We start from the raw sequence: 16561 nt of genomic DNA, 5'->3' as shown, positions 1-16561 counted from the left end.
TCACACCTCTCGGTTCAGGCCGGGCCGTCCGGCCTCGGTGACGAAGCGCGCCGCGGTGCGGACCGGGGCGCCGGGCTGCCGGACGTAGTCGACGGTCTTGAACTCGGAGGTGAGCCGCCCCGGCGTGAGGGTGGCGCTGACGTAGCCGCGGCGGGCGTTGTAGAGCTTGACGTGCGGGTTGCCCAGCCAGATCGGGCCGGTCCCGTCGGTCTCGCCGCCGTCGCCGTCGGAGCCGATCGACCCGGTGACCAGCTCGGTGCCGATCGTGCGCGAGCCGGGGTCCTTCCAGTCGGCCTTCAGCTCGGCGGCGACATGGCGGTGGATGTCGCCGGACAGCGCCACCGGGTTGGCGATCTTGTGCTGGGCGAACGCGTCCCACAGCCGGTTCCGGTTGGCCGGGAAGCCGTCCCACATGTCGTTGCTGTAGAGCTCGCCGGCGCCGGTGTCGCGGTCGATCTGGGCCATGACGACGCCGGTGCCGAGCAGGTTCCAGGTCGCGTCGGAGCGGCGGAGACCGTCGTACAGCCACTTCTCCTGGCGGGCGCCGAGGATCGTGCGGCGCGGGTCGTGCCGCTCCGGGGAGTTGTCGATGACCAGACCGGCCGGGTAGACGTCGCGGTACTGCCGGTTGTCGAGCATGTCGATCTGGGCCAGGCGGCCCCAGTGGTAGCGCCGGTAGAGGTCCAGGTCGGGGCCGTCCGGGCGCATCACGCTGCGCAGCGGCAGGTTCTCGTAGAAGGCGCGGTACGCCACGGCCCGGCGGCGCAGGAAGTCGGCGGGCGGGATCCCGGTCTCCGACCACTCGTCCGCGTAGTTGTTCTGCACCTCGTGGTCGTCGGTGGTGAACAGCCAGGGCGCGTTGGCGTGCGCGGCCTGCAAATGGGGGTCGGTCTTGAACAGGGAGTACCGGAGGCGGTACTGCTCGAGCGTCTGGATCTCGACCGCGTGCTCCGGGCCGGGCAGGGGCACGCCCTGGCGCCACATGTTGGTCTGGGTGATGCCGTACTCGTAGATGTAGTCGCCCAGGAACAGGACGAGGTCGAGGTCCTGCTCCTGGGCCATGTGCTGGTACGCCGTGAAGTGCCCGTGGTACCAGGCGGCACAGGACGCGGTGGCGAAACGCAGCGCGGACGGCATCGCCCCGGGGGCGGGCGCCGTCTTCGTACGGCCGACCGGGCTCAGCTCCGAACCCGCGCGGAACCGGTAGAAGTACTCCCGGCCGGGACGCAGGCCGTGCACCTCGGCGTGGACGGAGTGGGCCAGCTCAGGCGTCGCCACGACCTGGCCGCGCTTGACCACGCGGGTGAACGCCTCGTCCTCGGCGACCTCGTACCGGACCGTGTACGGGCGCGGCGGCATCCCGCCGTGCCCGTCGGGGGCCAGCGGGGCCGGCGCCAGCCGCGTCCACAGCACGACGCCGTCGGGCAGCGGGTCGCCGGACGCGACGCCCAGCCCGAACGGGTCGGCGGGCACCTTGCCGCCGACCGTCTCATCGGCCGCGGCGTGGCCGGTGCCGACCGCGAACGCGGCGGCGCCGACGCCGGTCATGGCCAGGAACGTCCGGCGCCTGGGGGCGGGCAGGGGGGATCTCATGCACGTACTCCAGAGGGATAGGGCCCCGCAAGGGGGCGACTGGAGGAATCTTGGGCACGGTGGGTGGACGGGATCCGTCCGGGGGGTCAACCCGCGGTGAGCAGCAGCGGTGCGATCAAGGGATCACGAGGTCACGGGGTCATTTGAGGCCGCCGGAGGTGAGACCGGCGACGATGCGGCGCTGGAAGGCCAGGACGACCAGCACCAGCGGCACGGTGACGATCACCCCGGCCGCCATCTGGGTGCCGAACGGCTGGTCGTAGCCGTGCTGGCCGGTGAACTGCGCCACGATGACGTTGGCGGTCTTCATCGACTGGTCGTTGACCATGCTGACCGCGATCAGGTACTCGTTCCACGCCACCACGAAGGTGATGATCGCGGTGGTGAACACCCCGGGCGCGGCCAGCGGCAGGATGATCTTCCGGAAGGCCTGCCCGGCGGTGCAGCCGTCCACCATCGCGGCCTGCTCCAGCTCGAACGGCAGCCGGCGGAAGAACGCGGTCAGGTTCCACACCGCCAGCGGCAGCGCGAACGACAGGTTCGGCACCACCATCGCCTGGTAGGTGTTGATCCATCCGATGTCGGTGAACAGCCGCAGCAGCGGGACGATCAGCAGGCTGCCGGGGAACATCGAGGTCGACACCACGATCGCCAGCACCAGCCGCTTGAACCGGAACCGCAGCCGCGCCAGCGCGTACGCCGCGGTCGTGCCGATGACCAGGGTGAGCACGGTGGTGGTCCCGGCCACCACCACGCTGTTGCCGAGCGCGCGGACGAAGCCGTTGCCGGGCTGGAACACGGCCCGGTAGTTCTCCAGCGAGAACGGGCTGGGCAGCACCGACATGTCGAGGATGTCGTTGGTGCGGCGCAGGCTGGAGACGACCATCCAGTAGAACGGCGCCAGGCAGAACAGCGCCATGAGGACCGGGGAGAGCCGGTCGGTCCACCGGCGGATCATCCTTCGTCCTCCTTGCCGATGATGTCGGCGCCGAGCAGCCGCACGAACACGTACGCGGCCAGGGCGATGTAGAGGAACAGGACGGTCGCGGTGGCGGCGGCCGGACCGTACCGGAGGTTCATCGCCTCGTCCCAGGCGAGCTGGGAGAGCGTCTCCACCGACGGTTTGCGGGTGCCGATGAGGACCTGCGGCAGGTCGAACATCCGCAGCGAGTCCATCATCCGGAACATCACCGCGACCAGCAGCGACGGCATCACCAGTGGCAGCGTGACGTTGCGGAAGCGCTGCCAGGCTCCGGCGCCGTCGACCCGGGCCGCCTCGTACACCTCCTCCGGGATCACCTGCAGCCCGGCCAGCACCAGCAGCGCCACGAACGGCGCCGTCTTCCAGGTGTCGGCGATGATCACCGCGAACCTGGCCTCCAGCCCGTCGGCGGTCCACAGGATCTCCCGGCCGAGGACCGCGTTGGCCACCCCGTCCGCGGAGAAGATCCACCGCCACAGCAGCGCGGAGATCGCGGTGGGGATCGCCCACGGCACCAGCACGCTGGCCCGGAAGATCGCCCGGCCGCGGAACGCCCGGTGCATCAGCAGCGCCATCGCCAGCCCGATGACGGTCTCGATCGCGACCGTGGTGACGGTGAAGAACGTGGTGTTCCACAGCGCGGTGGTGAACCGGTCGTTCCCGATCAGCGAGGTGTAGTTGGCCAGGCCGCTGAACCGCTCGGCCTCCACGACCATGCCGTCGGCGTCCACCTCCTCGCTGGTGCGGTGCAGCGAGTCCCACACCGCCGCGACGATCGGGAAGGCGATCACCACGCCCAGCACGGCGAAGGCCGGGGACAGCAGGGCCGCCGCCAGCCGCCCCTGCCCTCCGCCGCGCCGCCCGTGATCGCCGCGGGCGGGCCGTCCCCGGCCGGGGCCCTCGTGGCCTGGGGAAGCGCTCCCGGCCGGGGACGTGACCGACGGCGCGGCCGGATCGCGGCCGGCGTCGGTGGTCGGGTTCCTCATCGCCGCGCGGTCAGTCCGCCAGGCCCGACAGGGCGGTCTGCAGGTCGGCCGCGGCCTGGTCCACCGTCTTCTTCCCGGTGATCGCCGCGGTGACGTGGTCCTGGACGGCCGAGCTCACCTCGCTGTAGCGGATCGCGACCGGCCGCCCCTTGGCCGCCTCCAGGCTCTTCTTCATGACCGGCAGGTACGGGTACTGCTTGATCATCGCCGGGTCGTCGTACAGCGCGGACCGCGACAGCGGGAACGACTGCTCCTTGCCGTACTCGCGCTGCACGTCCAGGCTCACGATGTACTGGACGAAGTCCCGCGCGGTGGCCTGGTGCTTGGAGAAGGCCGACACCGAGAGGTTGTTGCCGCCGAGCGTGCCCGAACCCGGGCCGTCCTTGCCGGGCAAGGGCGCGACGTCGAACTTGCCGTTCACCTTGGACGTGCCGTCCTTGGCGGAGGCCAGCGCGTACACGTAGGCCCAGTTGCGGTGGAAGACGAGCTGCCCGTCCTGGAACGCGCGGCGGCTCTCCTCCTCCTTGAGGGTGACGCCCTTGGACGGGATAGTGCCGTTCTTGAAGCCGTCCACCAGGAACTGCAGCCCGGCCTTGGCCTGCGCCGTGGTCACCTGGGGCTTGCCATCGGCGTCGAAGACCTGGCCCCCGGCCGACTGCACCGACTCGGAGTAGTTGACGGTCAGGCCCTCGTACTTGTCGTACTGGCCCGCGTAGCAGTCGACCCCCTTGCCCTCGGAGGTCTCCTTCACCTTGGCGCAGGCGTCCTGGAGCTGGGCCCAGGTCGTGGGCGGACCCTTCACGCCCGCGGCGTCCAGCAGGTCCTTGCGGTAGTAGAGGATGCCGGTGCCGGTGAGCCACGGCGCGGCGTACAGCTTGCCGCGGTACTTACCGGTCTCCAGGGCGGCCGGGACGAACGTGCCCGGGTCCAGCTTGGTCTCGTCCAGGGGCAGCACCCAGCGGCGGGCGGCGAACTCGGCCGTCCACACCGCGTCCAGGCGGATCACGTCGTAGGCGTCCGACTTGATCTGGGCGTTCTGGACGAGCTGCTGCCGGGTCTGGTCGCCGTCCTCGGGCAGCTCGATGATCCGCACCTGCTCCTTGGGGTGCGCGGCGTTCCACCGGGCGGCCAGCTTCTGGATGGTGCCCGACAGGTCCTTGCCGGTGGCGAAGGTGATGTTCCCGCGCCCCTGGTTGGCGGCCGGCGCGGACGCCCCGTCCCCGCCGGAGTCGCCGCAGGCGCCCAGCGCCAGCGTCAGGGCCAGGGCCGACGCGGCTCCGGCGAAGAGTTTGCTGTTCATCGGATCCCAGTACCTTTCGCGGGGGAGTGCGGGGGTGGGGCGGCGAAGCCGTCCGGAGGGGTGATGTCGACGACCGCGCCCGCGTGCCGGGCGCGCTCGGCCGCCCACACCACGCGGTGCGAGTCCAGGCTCTGCCTGCCGTTGGAGCTGAGCGGGGCCGGGTCGCCGGTGGCCAGCGCCTCCACGAAGGCGTCGGCCAGCGCCTCGTCGGCCGCGTCGTGTCGGCCGTCGGGCGACTCGTGGTCGGACCCGGTGTCGACGGTCTCCAGCTCGCCGGTGACGAAGTCGCGCAGCGAGATCCGCACGCCGTCGCCCTCGACGCAGCCCGCCGAGCCGAAGATCCGGGTCTGCCGCTGGGCGTACGGGGTGAAGGCGGTCACGGTGAAGGTGCCGGTCGCCCCGGACGGGAACTCCATGTTCACGACCTGGTGGTCGACCACGTCGTTGTCGCAGGCGTACACGCAGCGCCCGTACGGGCCCTCGCGCAGCGCCGTCAGCACGCCCTCCTCGGTGAGGTCGTGGGTGACCGCGCCCAGCGGCCAGGCCTCCCGCCCGGGATCGCCGAGGCAGGACAGGTAGAGCCGCTTGGCCGAGTACGCGCAGCCCGGTTCGATCGCGCAGTTCAGGCAGCGGTCAGCCGCCCCCGCCGGGCGGTTCTCCGGGCGCAGGTGCGACAGCCGCCCGAACGAGCCGACCCGGGACGGCAATTCGCCCATCACGTGCACGATCCAGTCGATGTCGTGCACCGACTTGGTCATCAGCATCGGGCCGGACTCGTCCTCCCGGCGCCAGTTCCCGCGCACGTAGGAGTGCGCGTGGTGCCACCAGCCGACCGGCTCCAGGTGCTGGACGCTGATCGGCGTCCCGATCCGGCCGTCCTCGACCAGCCGCCGGATCGCCCGGGTGTAGGGCGTATAACGGAGCACGTGACAGACGGCCAGCATGGTCCCGGCGCGCTCGACGGCGGCGACCACCCGCTCCGCGTCGGCCTCGGTCGTGGCCATCGGCTTCTCCAGCAGGATGTGGTAGCCCTGCCCGGCCAGCCGCACCGCCGGTTCGGCGTGCTCGGCGTCCTGGGTCGCGATGATCACCCCGTCCGCCAGCCGCCCGGCGCCCTGCGCGTCGCCGGCCGCGACCAGCTCGCGCCACCCGGGGAAGACCCGCTCCGGCGGGATCCGGTGCTCGGCGGCGAACCGCGCGCGCCGTACCGGGTCCGGTTCGGCCACCGCGACCACCCGGCCGCGGCCGGCGGCCAGCACCCGCCGCGCGTAGGTGGCACCGCGCAGGCCCGCCCCCACGACCGCGACCGCGGGTCCCGTGGTGTCGACTGGAACCAACCCGTCACCTGCCCTCTGAGCTGCGTTTCCCTTTACGAAGGGATGTTTCATAAGTAGGTTGGCAATAATGTCCTCGGTCCGCCCATCCCTGTCAAGGGCCGATGTCCGATCAAGAGGTGACGTGTCCGAACCGTTCGACGCGGGACGACCCCCCGCACCCCCCGGCGGGGCGCGGGGCGCCCTGCACGGGGGCGACCCCTCGGTGCTCCGCCGGCTCAACTCCGCCGCCACGCTGCGCGCCCTGCGCGCCGGCGGCGAGCCGACCCTCAGCGAGCTCGCCCGCCAGGTCGGGCTGTCCCGTCCCACGACCGAGGGCGTGATCGCCGAGCTGACCGACCGCGGCCTGGTCACCGAGGTGGCGCCGCGCACCGGCACCGGCCTGGGCCGGCCCGCCCGCCGCTACCGCTTCCGCGCCGACGCCGGCCACGCGCTCGGCCTCGACATCGACGCGCACTGGGTCCAGATCTTCCTGGCCGACCTCAACGGCGAGGTCGTCGGCTCCCACCGCGCCGGCCTGGACGTCGACTGGGAGCCCGCCGAACGGCTCGCCGCCGTCCGCGCGGCGATCAAGACCTGCCTGGCCGGGGCCGGCGTCGAGCGCTCGGCGCTGTGGGCGGTGGCGGCCGGCACCCCCGGCGTCGTCGCCCCCGACGGCTCGGTGGCGTTCTGCACCGTCGTCCCCGGCTGGCAGGGCCTCCACCTGTCCCGCGAGCTGGGCCGCTCCTTCTCCTGCCCGGTGTACGTGGAGAACGACGCCAACCTCGCCGCCATGGCCGAGCGCTGGCGCGGCATCGCCGAGGACGTCGACGACGTGATCTGCGTGCTGGCCGGGCTGCACACCGGCGTCGGCGCCGTCATCGGCGGCCGCCTGCACCGCGGCCGCTGGGGCGCGGCCGGCGAGATCGGGATGCTGCCCGAGCTCGGCCTGCGCGACACCATGGCCACCCTCACCGGCGCCCCGATCGGCCGGTCCGGGCCGGGCGAGGCCGAGGCGGAGGCGGTCCTGGCCGCCGCGCAGCGCGACGACCCCGAGGCCGTCGCCCTGGTCGAGCGGCTCGCCGGCCGGATGAGCCGCGGCATCGCCGCGATGGCCCTGGCCATCGACCCCGAGATGATCGTCGTCGGCGGCGCCATGACGCGGGCCGGCGACCGGCTCATCGACGAGCTGCGGCGGCGGGTGCGGCCGCTGTGCCTCAGCGCCCCCCGGATCGAGGCGTCCCGGCTCGGCGACGAGGCCGTGGGGCTGGGCGCCGTCCGGCTCGCGCTCGACCGGATCGACGACAACCTCTTCCGCATCGACTAGGCATCGGCCGGGCGCTTTCTCCTGGATGTTTAATTCCGCGGGTTGTGTCCGGCAGATTGTGCTCAATCTCTGAAAGGAGCGTTGACGGGGCACCGCGCGCCGCCTAGCGTCCCGGGCATAGACGTCCACCCCGTTCGTCGAACGCTGTCATGGGCCTTGTCAGGGGGCGGCCCGCGAGGAGGCGCCGCGTTCATGCCCGCACGCTTTCCGCTCCCACGCTTTTCCTTTCACGCCCCGACCGCCGTCCTGGCGATGACCGCGCTCGTGCTGGCCCTCGTGCAGGGCGCCGCCACCGCCACTCCCCGTCTCGCCCCACCGCCGGACGCCTACACCTACCTCGACGACCCGGAGATGGTCGCCGAGGGCCAGGAACCCGCCCACGCCGTCCTGCGTCCCGCCGACGCCCGCCGCTGGACGCGCAGCCTGGACGGCGAGTGGCGCCTGAAGATGGCCGAACGCCCGGCCGAGGTCCCCGCCGGCTTCCACGGCAAGGGGTACGACACCTCCGCCTGGCCCAAGGTGACGGTGCCCCACACCTGGCAGAGCGACCGGCTCGACCACCCGGTGTTCCGCAACATCCCCACCGAGGTGTGGCCGGACGACCCGCCCAGGACCCCGCGCGACATCAACCCGACCGGCGCCTACGTCAGGACCCTCGACATCCCCCGCGACTGGGACGGGCGCCGCACCTTCCTGCGCTTCGAGGGCGTGACCAGCGCCTACTTCGTGTGGGTGAACGGCGAGTACGCGGGCTACGACCAGGGCGGCTACACGCCCGCCGAGTTCGACGTCAGCGACCACGTCCGCCCCGGCGCAAACACGGTGGCGGTGCAGGTGCACCGGTGGAGCACGGGCTCCTACCTGGAGGACGTCGACCAGTGGCGCTACAGCGGCATCTTCCGTTCGGTGTGGGCCTACTCCACGCCCCGCACCTACGTGCGCGACGCGTCCATCACCACCGACCTCGACCCCTCGTACCGGGACGCGACGCTCAACGCCACCCTCACCCTGGCCAGTAAGCAGGGCACCCGGGGCGACCACACCGTGAAGGCGACCCTCCTGGGCCCCGGCGGCGGCCCGGTGACGACCTTCTCCGGTAAGACCTCCATAACCGGAGAAGGCGCCACACTCCGCCTCAGCACCCCCGTTTCCAGCCCCGCCACCTGGACGGACGAAACCCCCACCCTCTACACGCTCCGAATGGAACTGAGCGACCCATCCGGAAAGGTCACCCACACCACCACGCAGAACATCGGCTTTCGGGAAATCGAGATCAAAGACCGGCGGCTCCTGGTGAACGGGAAACGCGTCCTCATCAAGGGCGTGAACCGTCCCGAGACCGATCCCGACACCGGACGCCACCAGACGCGCCACCGCCAGGAAAGCGACGTCGCGCTGATGAAGCGCCTCAACATCAACGCCGTCCGCACCGCCCACTACCCCTCCGACCCCTACCTCTACGAACTGGCCGACCGGCGCGGGCTGTGGATCGACGACGAGGTCGACATCGAGACCCACAACTACGAGGACTGCACCAAGCCCGCCGGCCACCCGCAGGACTGCCTGGCCGACCGTCCCGAATGGCAGAAGGCCTTCCTGGAGCGCTTCCAGGCGATGGTGGCCCGCGACAAGAACCACCCCAGCGTCATCCTCTGGGACACCGGCAACGAGGCCGGACTGGGGAAGGCCCACGACAGGATGGCCGCATGGGCGCGGGCGGCCGATCCGACCCGTCCCCTCTACCACCAGCCCAACAACCCCGACGGCGACGCCCCGTTCGCCGACGTCTGGGGCCCCCGCTACCCGACCCCGGCCAAACTCGCCCAGCAGGCCGCCTCCACCAAGAAGCCCATCATCATGGGGGAGTACGCCCACGCCATGGGCAACAGCCTGGGCAACTTCCGGGAGTTCTGGGAGGTCGTACGGCGCAACCCCCAGGTGCAGGGCGGCTTCATCTGGGACTGGGCCGAGGCCAACATCCGGCACCCGCTCATCACCACACCCGACGCCTCGGGCAACGACATCCCGGCCTGGCTCCAGGGCATGCCCAGAACGGTCGACGGCCACCGGGGCAAGGCCCTCTACTTCTCCGGCCTGGACGACTTCGTCGAGGTCTACCGCGATCGCAGGCTCGACCTCACCGGCAAGGCCGTCACCCTGGACGCCCGGGTCAAACCCGCACGCCCCTGGACGGGCGACTTCACCATCATGACCAAGGGCGACCACCAGTACGGCCTCAAGATGTCCGACGAGACGACGCTGGAGTTCTACATCTACAGCGGCGGGGCCTGGCGCACCGTGCGGGCGCCCGTGCCGTCCGACTGGTACGACACCTGGCACCGCGTCACCGGCGCCTACGACGGCACGGCCCTCCGCCTCTACGTCGACGGCCGCGAGGCCGCCCGGGTCCCCTACACGGGGAACATCGACTGGTCGTCGGGGGACGTCAACATCGGCCGCAACTCCGGGACGATGCAGGACAACTACAAGGGCCGCATGGCCAAGGGCACCATCGACGACGTCCGTATCTACGGACGCGCCCTGACCCCGGCCGAACTGACGTCCGGCGCGGACCCGTCCAAGGAAGCCCTGCTCGCCCTCGACTTCGACGACTTCACCCGCAAGGGCACGTTCCTCTCCAACGGCCAGAGCCTCTCCGGTGTGGACGGCCTGGTCGGAACGGACCGCTCCCTCCAGCCCGAACTGGCCCAGCTCTCCTGGGTCCATTCACCGATCCGCGTCACCCGCGCGGGGGACGCCGTCACGGTCACCAGCGAACGCGCCTTCACCGGCACCCGCGACCTGGAACTGCGCTGGCGCCACATCGAGGGCCGCCGCACGATCCGTTCCGGCGTGCAACCGCTCGACCTGGGACCCGGCGGCTCGACCCAGGTGACGATCCCGCCCGCCCCCTCCGGGAACGAACGCTGGCTGAACGTCGACGTCGTCCTCAAGAACAAGACCTGGTACGCCCCAGCCGGGCACGTCGTCGGCTTCGGCCAGTTCCCTTCCGGAGGCTCCACCGTCCCCGGCATCAGGAAGAAGCCCACCGGCACGGTCAAGACCACGCAGAAGGACAACGACATCATCATCACCGGCCGCGACTTCCGCTACGTCTTCGACCGCACCAACGGCACCCTCACCTCGATGCGCCACAACGGCACCGAGCTCATCCGCACCGGCCCCGAACTGGACGTGTGGCGCCCGCCCATCAGCAACGAGACCTACACCTGGGGCCGGGCCGAGGGCGAAGACTGGCGCAAGGCGGGCCTGGACCGCCTCACCACCACCCCCGGCCGCATCACCGTCACACCGGACGGCCCCACAGTGAAAGTCGAGATCCCCAGCCGGGTCACCGGCACGAACAACGCCTACTTCGACCAGACCACCACCTACGCCATCGACGGCTCCGGCCAAGTGCAGTTGACCCACCAGGTCGTCCCCCAGGGCGGCGCCCGCTCCCTGCCCTACCTCGCCCGCATGGGCTACACGGTCAAGATGCCCGACCGCTTCTCAACACTCTCCTGGTACGGACGCGGCCCGGTGGAGAACTACAACGACCGCAAGGACGGCACCCGCATGGGCGTCTGGTCCTCCTCCCTGGACGACCAGTACGTCTCCTACTACCGCCCCCAGGATCACGGCAACCATGACGACGTCCGCTGGGCCATGCTCACCGACGGCCGCGCAGGCCTCCTCGTAGGCGGAGACCTGGAAGTGAGCGCCACCCAGTACGACGACCTGGACCGCGCCCTGTACCCCTTCGCCCGCCAACGCAACAAGGGCTGGAACACCCTGCACGTGAACCACGCCGTCACAGGAGTGGGCGACACCCCCAACCCGGTACGCCCCGAATACCAGGTGAGCCCCGCCCGCGCCTACTCCTACACGACCGTCCTCCGCCCCCTAACCCCCACAGAAGCCCGAACCACAACCCCCGGCTGACCCCACCGCGCCCCCGGCCCGCCTCTCACAGCGGGCTGGCGGCGTTAACGGTGGCGTCGTGACGAGGAACTGTCGGTCACCGGCCCTATCGTTTGGGGTAGGTCCAGACGCCGGACTACGCTCGAAGGGAACCGGATGTGACCGCACAGCATGAGTCGCCCGACGTGTTCGTTTCCCCGATTCCCCGAACGATCAACGCCATCGGTCCGGCGCTGACCGAGGGGAAACGAGCGGAATTCAGCCGCGAGGTGCTCGCGGCCGAGCAGGGGGCGCAGCTCGACGAAGTGATGAACCGCTGGTGGATGGAGGCCATGCTCGACCGAGCCCCCGGTCGCGAGAGGCGCGGACGTGATGCCCGCGCAGGACGTGGTCTCGTGCCTCTACCTGGGCGTGTGGAGGACGGTGGATGACCGGGCCTGTGCGAGGTTGACCGTCTACTGCACGGAGGATGCGGCGGAGACGATCGAGATGTTGCCGGGCCCGTCCGGAATGCGATCGTCGACTTTCTCATCGACCGCTGGGCCGCCACCTGCCGCGTCCACCTGGGCCCTCAACGGGGTCGAACGGTCGTTCCTGGACGCGGCCGCGGGGCTGGCCAGGCGCCGCGGCAGGTTGCGCGGTCTGCTCACCGCCGCTGAGGCGTCGGGGCAGGCCCGATACGCCGCCTCAGTCGCAAGCCGGCCCCACCCTCCAGGCAGCGTGAGGGCTGTTTCTCGGCGGGGTGCCGGGGAGCGTCCCAGCCGGATCACGTCTCGGACCCGGTCCGGGCTGGTGAACGTCACCTCGGCGATCCGCGCCGTGTCCATGCCCTGCGCAGACAGCAGCACCATCTGAGCCTGCCGCCAGGTCACCGGATGATCCGCAGCAGCCGCTGTCCCTCGTCGTCATCGATCTCACGGACCCGCACCCGTTCAGCCATGCCCGCAGTCTGAGGCGAACCCGCCCGGCCGGACGGGAATCCCGGCGGGCGTGTCCCACGATTGGTGGCGGACGTCTGTAAGCGCTGGTGGTCGGTCTTGAAAGTGCTGGTCCGGAAGGACACGCAAAGGGCTGGGCGGCTCAGCCGGATTCTGCGAGCAGGTGAACGACGCCGGCCGGGTTCTTGATCCAGTGGGTTCTGGATTCGATGTTGTGCAGTGGTTCGACCTCGTCACACGGGCGGATGCCGGCGCCGGCCAGTGTGGCCGTCGCCGCGTCCAGGTCATCGGTGTGGAGCTGCAACCACAGGTCGGGCTGGCTGTAGTTGTCGACGCAGTCCAGCCACAGCGTGTTAGGACCGAACCGCACCGAATGAGTTCTTGAGACGGTCGGGGCGTAGGAAACGTCCTCCTCTTTGACGTCGAAGCCCAGGGTGTCGTGGTAGAAGGCCACGGTGGCCTCGTACTGCGCCTTGGGGATCTTCATGGCGATGTTCAGGCCGGCGGTGAACTCAGGCCGGTTCATTGTCAGGTGGCTCCCTGGTCGGGTGTCGGGGTGGCGTCCAGTGCGCGTTCCAGCGCGGTCAGCCGGTCATCCCAGCTGTTGGCGAGCGCGGCCAGCCATATCTGGGCCGCGCGGATGGGCGCTGGTTCCAACCGGTAGGGGTGGCGGCGGCCGGCCGGTTCACCGGAGCAGATCAGGCCCGCTTCGGCGAGCTGATCGAGGTGCTTGGCCACTGCCTGTCGGCTGATCGGCAGCCGCCGCGCCAGATCGGTGACGGTCGCGGGTCCGGCGCGGGCGAGTTCGTCCAGCAGCGCCCGCCGGGTCGGATCGGTGAGCGCCGCGAACACCGCGACGGCCTGCTCCTGTGAATCAGGCGGCCGCATCGAGGTAGGTCTCCAGGTCGCCGAGTTCTGCGGCCCATCCATGGCTGTTGGCCCGGTGGGCGCACCGGGCAAGGTGGTCGGCGGCCTGGGTGAACCCGCTCTCCACCAGACGCAGCCGGGTCCCATCGGCAACGGGCTCCAGGGTGAACGTCACCAGCGTCAGAGGCGCGTCGTCCCCCAGCCAGCCCTCGATCGGCCACCTGAACGCCAAACGGTGTGGTGGATCGACGATCGTGATCGTGGCGACGGATTCTTCGTCGAGGTCATCCCAGCGGAAATACGCTCGCCCGCCGGGCCGTAGATCGATCTCGGCCACCGAGCCGAACCATTGCGACAGCCCTTCTGCGGTGGTCAGCGCGGCCCACACCCGCTCGGCGGGGTGCCGCAGCACCGTCTCGCGTTCGATCCTGTCCGGAACCACACCCATACTCCTTCGCAACCCTTGAGTTGCCATCATGATGGCAACCTAATGGTTGCAATGGGCATCCCGCAAGCCCGGCCCGGAACGCGCGATCGCTCCACGACATGCCGACCGTCCGCCGTGACTCATCCACCACAGCTCGAGCCGCGACCGGCACTTTCCCTGGCCGCGTGTCGGCACCCGCTGTTCGTACATCTGTCCGACTACCGGCACTTCTGGGTGTCCACGAGCACGATCAAGGCCGGGCGAACATTGCCTGATGCGGCACTAGTTCAGCTAGGTCAGAAGAGCGGGTTTGCGGGCGCTGCCCCGCGCGGGCGTGCGGGGACCGGTCCGGATCTTGGCCGGGGACTTCAACGCCGGCGCTGACCGGATCCGGCTCTGGGATGTGGCGACCGCGCAGCCGGTCGGCCTGCCCATCACCGGCCACACCCATGAGGTGCACGGGCTCGCCTTCACCCCGGATCGCAGGTCTCTCCATCGGCATGGACGGCAGGATCCGCCAGCATCGGCTCACGCCGGAAGGGCTCGTCTCCGAGCTGTGCGGAAAGGCGGGCGGGCTGACGCGCGCGGAGTGGGACCGGCACGCGGGGCAGGTCCCGTACCGCGAGACCTGCCCCTGACGCGCCTCGGCCTCAGGCGACGATGAGGAGGGGGTTCTCCAGGAGTTCGGCGAGGCGGGCGAGGAAGGCCGCGCCGGTGGCGCCGTCGCAGGCGCGGTGGTCCACCGACAGCGTCACCGACAGGCGCGTGCCCGGGACGACCTGGCCGTCGCGGACGACCGGCTCGTCGCGGACCGCGCCGACCGCCAGGATCGCCGCCTCCGGCGGGTTGATCACCGCGGAGAAGCCGGCGATGCCGTACATGCCGAGGTTGCTGACGCTGAACGTGCCGCCGCTCATCTCCTGGGCCGACAGCTTGCCGTCGCGGGCCTTTCCGGCCAGCTCGCGGGTCTCGGCGCCGATCTGCGAGACGCTCTTGCGGTCGGCGTCCTTGACCACGGGGACGAGCAGGCCGTCCTCGACGGCGACGGCGACGCCCACGTTCACCCGCTTGTGGAAGAGCAGCTCCTCCTCGGTGTAGGAGACGTTCACCGCGGGATGCTCGCGCAGCGCGGTCGCGCACGCTTTCACGATCAGGTCGTTCACGCTGACCTTCGCGGGCGCGAGCGCGGTGTTGAGCGTGGCCCGGAACGCCAGCAGCGCCTCGGCGTCGACCTCGCGCGTGAGGTAGAAGTGCGGGGCGTTCCGCTTGCTCTCGGTGAGGCGGCGGGCCGCGACCTTGCGGAAGCGGGTAAGTGGGACGCGCTCCACGTCGGCGTCGTCGACCTTCGGAGCGGGCGTCTGGGGCGCGGGCAGTTGCGGGGCCGGGCCGGAGGCGCGCACGGCGGCCTCGATGTCGGCCCGCACGATGCGGCCGCCGGGGCCGCTGCCGGTCAGCGTGGCCAGGTCGATGCCGTGATCGCGGGCCAGGCGCCGCGCCAGCGGGGACGACGGCGGACGCGTCCCGCGCGAAGGAGCGGGCGAGGTCGTGGCGGGGGGCGCGGCAGCGGGTGGGGCCGGGGCGGGAGCCGGGGCCGCGGCAGGGACGGTGGCCGCGGCCTTCTCCTTGGGGGCGACCGTGGAACCGGCCGGGACGACCACCGCGATGGGGGCGCCGATGGGGGCCGACTCGCCCTCCGCGACGAGGATCTCGCCGAGCACGCCGTCCTCGTAGGCCTCGTACTCCATGACGGCCTTGTCGGTCTCGATGTCGACGATCACGTCGCCCACGGCGATCGCGTCTCCCGGCTTCTTCTGCCAGGAGCTGATGACGCCCTCCTCCATGGTGTCGGAGAGGCGGGGCATGAGGATCTCGGTCATGAGGCGGTCGTCTCCAGTGCGGGTACGCGTCCGGTCGCGCGGAGCGTGTCGCGGACGGCGGTGAGGAGGGAGTCGGCGGAGGGCAGCGCGGCCAGCTCCAGCGACTTGGCGTACGGCAGCGGCACCTCGGCCATCGCCACCCGGCGCACCGGGGCGTCCAGCCAGTCGAAGGCGCCCTCCTGGATCGTCGCGGCGATCTCGGCGCCGATGCCGTAGGTCAGCCAGTCGTCCTCGGCGACCACGGCGCAGCCGGTGCGGCGCACCGACGCGACGACGGTCTCGCGGTCCAGCGGGCGCAGGCTGCGCAGGTCGACGACCTCGGCGGAGATCCCCTCGGCGGCGAGGGTCTCGGCGACCTCGGCGGCGACCCGCGCCATCCGCGAGTAGCCGATGATCGTGATGTCGGTGCCGGGACGGGTCACGGCGGCGCGGCCGATCTCGGCGGGCTCGATCTCGGCGACGTCGGCGGGGAGTTCGCCCTTGGTGTTGTAGAGGGCGAGGTTCTCCAGGAACAGCACCGGGTCGTCGTCGCGGATCGCGGCCTTGAGCATGGCCGACGCCTCGGCGGGCGTGCTCGGCGCCACGACCTTCAGGCCGGGGATGAACGAGTAGAACAGCTCGACGTTCTGCGAGTGGGTGGCGCCGAGCTGCTGGCCGCCGCCGCCCGGGGTGCGGATGACCATGGGGACGCTGCACTGCCCGCCGAACATCCCGTAGATCTTGGCGGCGTGGTTGACGATCTGGTCCAGCGCCAGCAGCGAGAAGTTGATCGTCATGATCTCGACCACCGGGCGCAGCCCCAGCATGGCGGCGCCGATGGCCGCGCCGACGAAGCCCTCCTCGGCGATGGGGGTGTCGCGGACGCGGCGCGGGCCGAACTCCTTGAGCAGCCCCTCGGTGATCTTGTAGGAGCCCTCGAAGAGCCCGATCTCCTCGCCCATCAGGAGGACGTTCTCGTCGCGCAGCATCTCCGCGCGGAGCGTGTCCCGGAGGGCCTGGCGGTAGGTGACAAGTGCCATGGGACGAC

General features: G+C 71.0%; 15 protein-coding genes. 4 read left to right on the top strand and 11 right to left on the bottom strand.

Annotated features, from left to right (window positions below):
- The 5 genes from ACZ466_RS05865 to ACZ466_RS05845 all read right to left on the bottom strand — a co-directional run bounded on the left by ACZ466_RS05865 (window position 1) and on the right by ACZ466_RS05845 (window position 6198).
- Entirely contained in the window at window positions 1-1593 is a 1593-nt protein-coding gene (locus ACZ466_RS05865; protein WP_378284221.1) for an alkaline phosphatase D family protein, read from the bottom strand.
- Between the two features lie 139 nt (window positions 1594-1732).
- Entirely contained in the window at window positions 1733-2551 is an 819-nt protein-coding gene (locus ACZ466_RS05860; RefSeq protein WP_378284220.1) for a carbohydrate ABC transporter permease, read from the bottom strand.
- Window positions 2548-3561: a carbohydrate ABC transporter permease gene (locus ACZ466_RS05855; RefSeq protein ID WP_378284219.1), complete on the bottom strand. Its 1014-nt coding sequence runs from the start codon at window positions 3559-3561 to the stop codon at window positions 2548-2550. The genes ACZ466_RS05860 and ACZ466_RS05855 overlap by 4 nt, the downstream gene beginning before the upstream one ends.
- Window positions 3562-3571: 10 nt before the next feature.
- Window positions 3572-4861: an ABC transporter substrate-binding protein gene (locus tag ACZ466_RS05850; protein ID WP_378284217.1), complete on the bottom strand. Its 1290-nt coding sequence runs from the start codon at window positions 4859-4861 to the stop codon at window positions 3572-3574.
- Complete coding sequence (locus ACZ466_RS05845) at window positions 4858-6198, bottom strand: Gfo/Idh/MocA family protein (RefSeq protein ID WP_378284216.1); 1341 nt, start codon at window positions 6196-6198, stop codon at window positions 4858-4860. The genes ACZ466_RS05850 and ACZ466_RS05845 overlap by 4 nt, the downstream gene beginning before the upstream one ends.
- A gap of 121 nt (window positions 6199-6319) precedes the next feature.
- On the opposite strand from ACZ466_RS05845, the gene ACZ466_RS05840 reads away from it, so the two are divergent.
- The 3 genes from ACZ466_RS05840 (at window position 6320) to ACZ466_RS05830 (ending at window position 11856) form a co-directional block, all read left to right on the top strand.
- The gene (locus ACZ466_RS05840) at window positions 6320-7501 is read left to right on the top strand and encodes an ROK family transcriptional regulator (RefSeq protein ID WP_464042960.1); all 1182 of its coding nucleotides are present in this window, start codon (window positions 6320-6322) and stop codon (window positions 7499-7501) included.
- 252 nt (window positions 7502-7753) lie between these two features.
- Window positions 7754-11446: a glycoside hydrolase family 2 TIM barrel-domain containing protein gene (locus ACZ466_RS05835; RefSeq protein WP_378284214.1), complete on the top strand. Its 3693-nt coding sequence runs from the start codon at window positions 7754-7756 to the stop codon at window positions 11444-11446.
- A 137-nt stretch (window positions 11447-11583) separates the two neighbouring features.
- Window positions 11584-11856 carry a hypothetical protein gene (locus tag ACZ466_RS05830; protein WP_378284213.1) on the top strand — a complete coding sequence of 91 codons (273 nt, stop codon included), beginning with the start codon at window positions 11584-11586 and terminating at the stop codon, window positions 11854-11856.
- 24 nt (window positions 11857-11880) lie between these two features.
- On the opposite strand, the gene ACZ466_RS05825 is transcribed toward ACZ466_RS05830, so the two are convergent.
- The 4 genes from ACZ466_RS05825 to ACZ466_RS05810 all read right to left on the bottom strand — a co-directional run bounded on the left by ACZ466_RS05825 (window position 11881) and on the right by ACZ466_RS05810 (window position 13672).
- A complete protein-coding gene (locus tag ACZ466_RS05825; RefSeq protein ID WP_378284212.1) occupies window positions 11881-12297 on the bottom strand; it encodes a hypothetical protein in 417 nt (138 codons plus the stop codon).
- Between the two features lie 208 nt (window positions 12298-12505).
- Window positions 12506-12889, bottom strand: a complete 384-nt coding sequence (locus ACZ466_RS05820; RefSeq protein WP_378284211.1) for a VOC family protein — start codon at window positions 12887-12889, stop codon at window positions 12506-12508.
- Between the two features lie 2 nt (window positions 12890-12891).
- Window positions 12892-13251 (bottom strand): ArsR/SmtB family transcription factor, encoded by a 360-nt coding sequence (locus tag ACZ466_RS05815; RefSeq protein WP_378284210.1) that lies wholly within the window; start codon window positions 13249-13251, stop codon window positions 12892-12894.
- Entirely contained in the window at window positions 13238-13672 is a 435-nt protein-coding gene (locus ACZ466_RS05810) for an SRPBCC domain-containing protein (RefSeq protein ID WP_378284209.1), read from the bottom strand. The genes ACZ466_RS05815 and ACZ466_RS05810 overlap by 14 nt, the downstream gene beginning before the upstream one ends.
- Before the next feature lie 485 nt (window positions 13673-14157).
- On the opposite strand from ACZ466_RS05810, the gene ACZ466_RS05805 reads away from it, so the two are divergent.
- Window positions 14158-14295: a hypothetical protein gene (locus tag ACZ466_RS05805; protein ID WP_378284208.1), complete on the top strand. Its 138-nt coding sequence runs from the start codon at window positions 14158-14160 to the stop codon at window positions 14293-14295.
- 12 nt (window positions 14296-14307) lie between these two features.
- Here the strand turns inward: ACZ466_RS05805 and ACZ466_RS05800 are convergent, their stop codons facing one another.
- Window positions 14308-15534 carry a dihydrolipoamide acetyltransferase family protein gene (locus ACZ466_RS05800; RefSeq protein WP_378284207.1) on the bottom strand — a complete coding sequence of 409 codons (1227 nt, stop codon included), beginning with the start codon at window positions 15532-15534 and terminating at the stop codon, window positions 14308-14310.
- Window positions 15531-16553, bottom strand: a complete 1023-nt coding sequence (locus ACZ466_RS05795) for an alpha-ketoacid dehydrogenase subunit beta (RefSeq protein ID WP_378284206.1) — start codon at window positions 16551-16553, stop codon at window positions 15531-15533. Before ACZ466_RS05795 ends, ACZ466_RS05800 begins: the two co-directional genes overlap by 4 nt.
- Window positions 16554-16561: the final 8 nt, after the last annotated feature.

Source organism: Actinomadura rugatobispora (assembly GCF_055379765.1).
Note: the sequence above shows the minus strand (reverse complement) of the source record. Positions and strands in the feature narration are given on the sequence as shown.

Excerpts from the sequence above, each read along its gene's own strand:
- ACZ466_RS05865 (WP_378284221.1), bottom strand. The coding sequence starts at position 1,593 with ATGAGATCCCCCCTGCCCGCCCCCAGGCGCCGGACGTTCCTGGCCATG.
- ACZ466_RS05860 (WP_378284220.1), bottom strand. The coding sequence starts at position 2,551 with ATGATCCGCCGGTGGACCGACCGGCTCTCCCCGGTCCTCATGGCGCTG.
- ACZ466_RS05855 (WP_378284219.1), bottom strand. The coding sequence starts at position 3,561 with ATGAGGAACCCGACCACCGACGCCGGCCGCGATCCGGCCGCGCCGTCG.
- ACZ466_RS05850 (WP_378284217.1), bottom strand. The coding sequence starts at position 4,861 with ATGAACAGCAAACTCTTCGCCGGAGCCGCGTCGGCCCTGGCCCTGACG.
- ACZ466_RS05835 (WP_378284214.1), top strand. The coding sequence starts at position 7,754 with ATGACCGCGCTCGTGCTGGCCCTCGTGCAGGGCGCCGCCACCGCCACT.
- ACZ466_RS05820 (WP_378284211.1), bottom strand. The coding sequence starts at position 12,889 with ATGAACCGGCCTGAGTTCACCGCCGGCCTGAACATCGCCATGAAGATC.
- ACZ466_RS05815 (WP_378284210.1), bottom strand. The coding sequence starts at position 13,251 with ATGCGGCCGCCTGATTCACAGGAGCAGGCCGTCGCGGTGTTCGCGGCG.
- ACZ466_RS05805 (WP_378284208.1), top strand. The coding sequence starts at position 14,158 with ATGGACGGCAGGATCCGCCAGCATCGGCTCACGCCGGAAGGGCTCGTC.
- ACZ466_RS05800 (WP_378284207.1), bottom strand. The coding sequence starts at position 15,534 with ATGACCGAGATCCTCATGCCCCGCCTCTCCGACACCATGGAGGAGGGC.
- ACZ466_RS05795 (WP_378284206.1), bottom strand. The coding sequence starts at position 16,553 with ATGGCACTTGTCACCTACCGCCAGGCCCTCCGGGACACGCTCCGCGCG.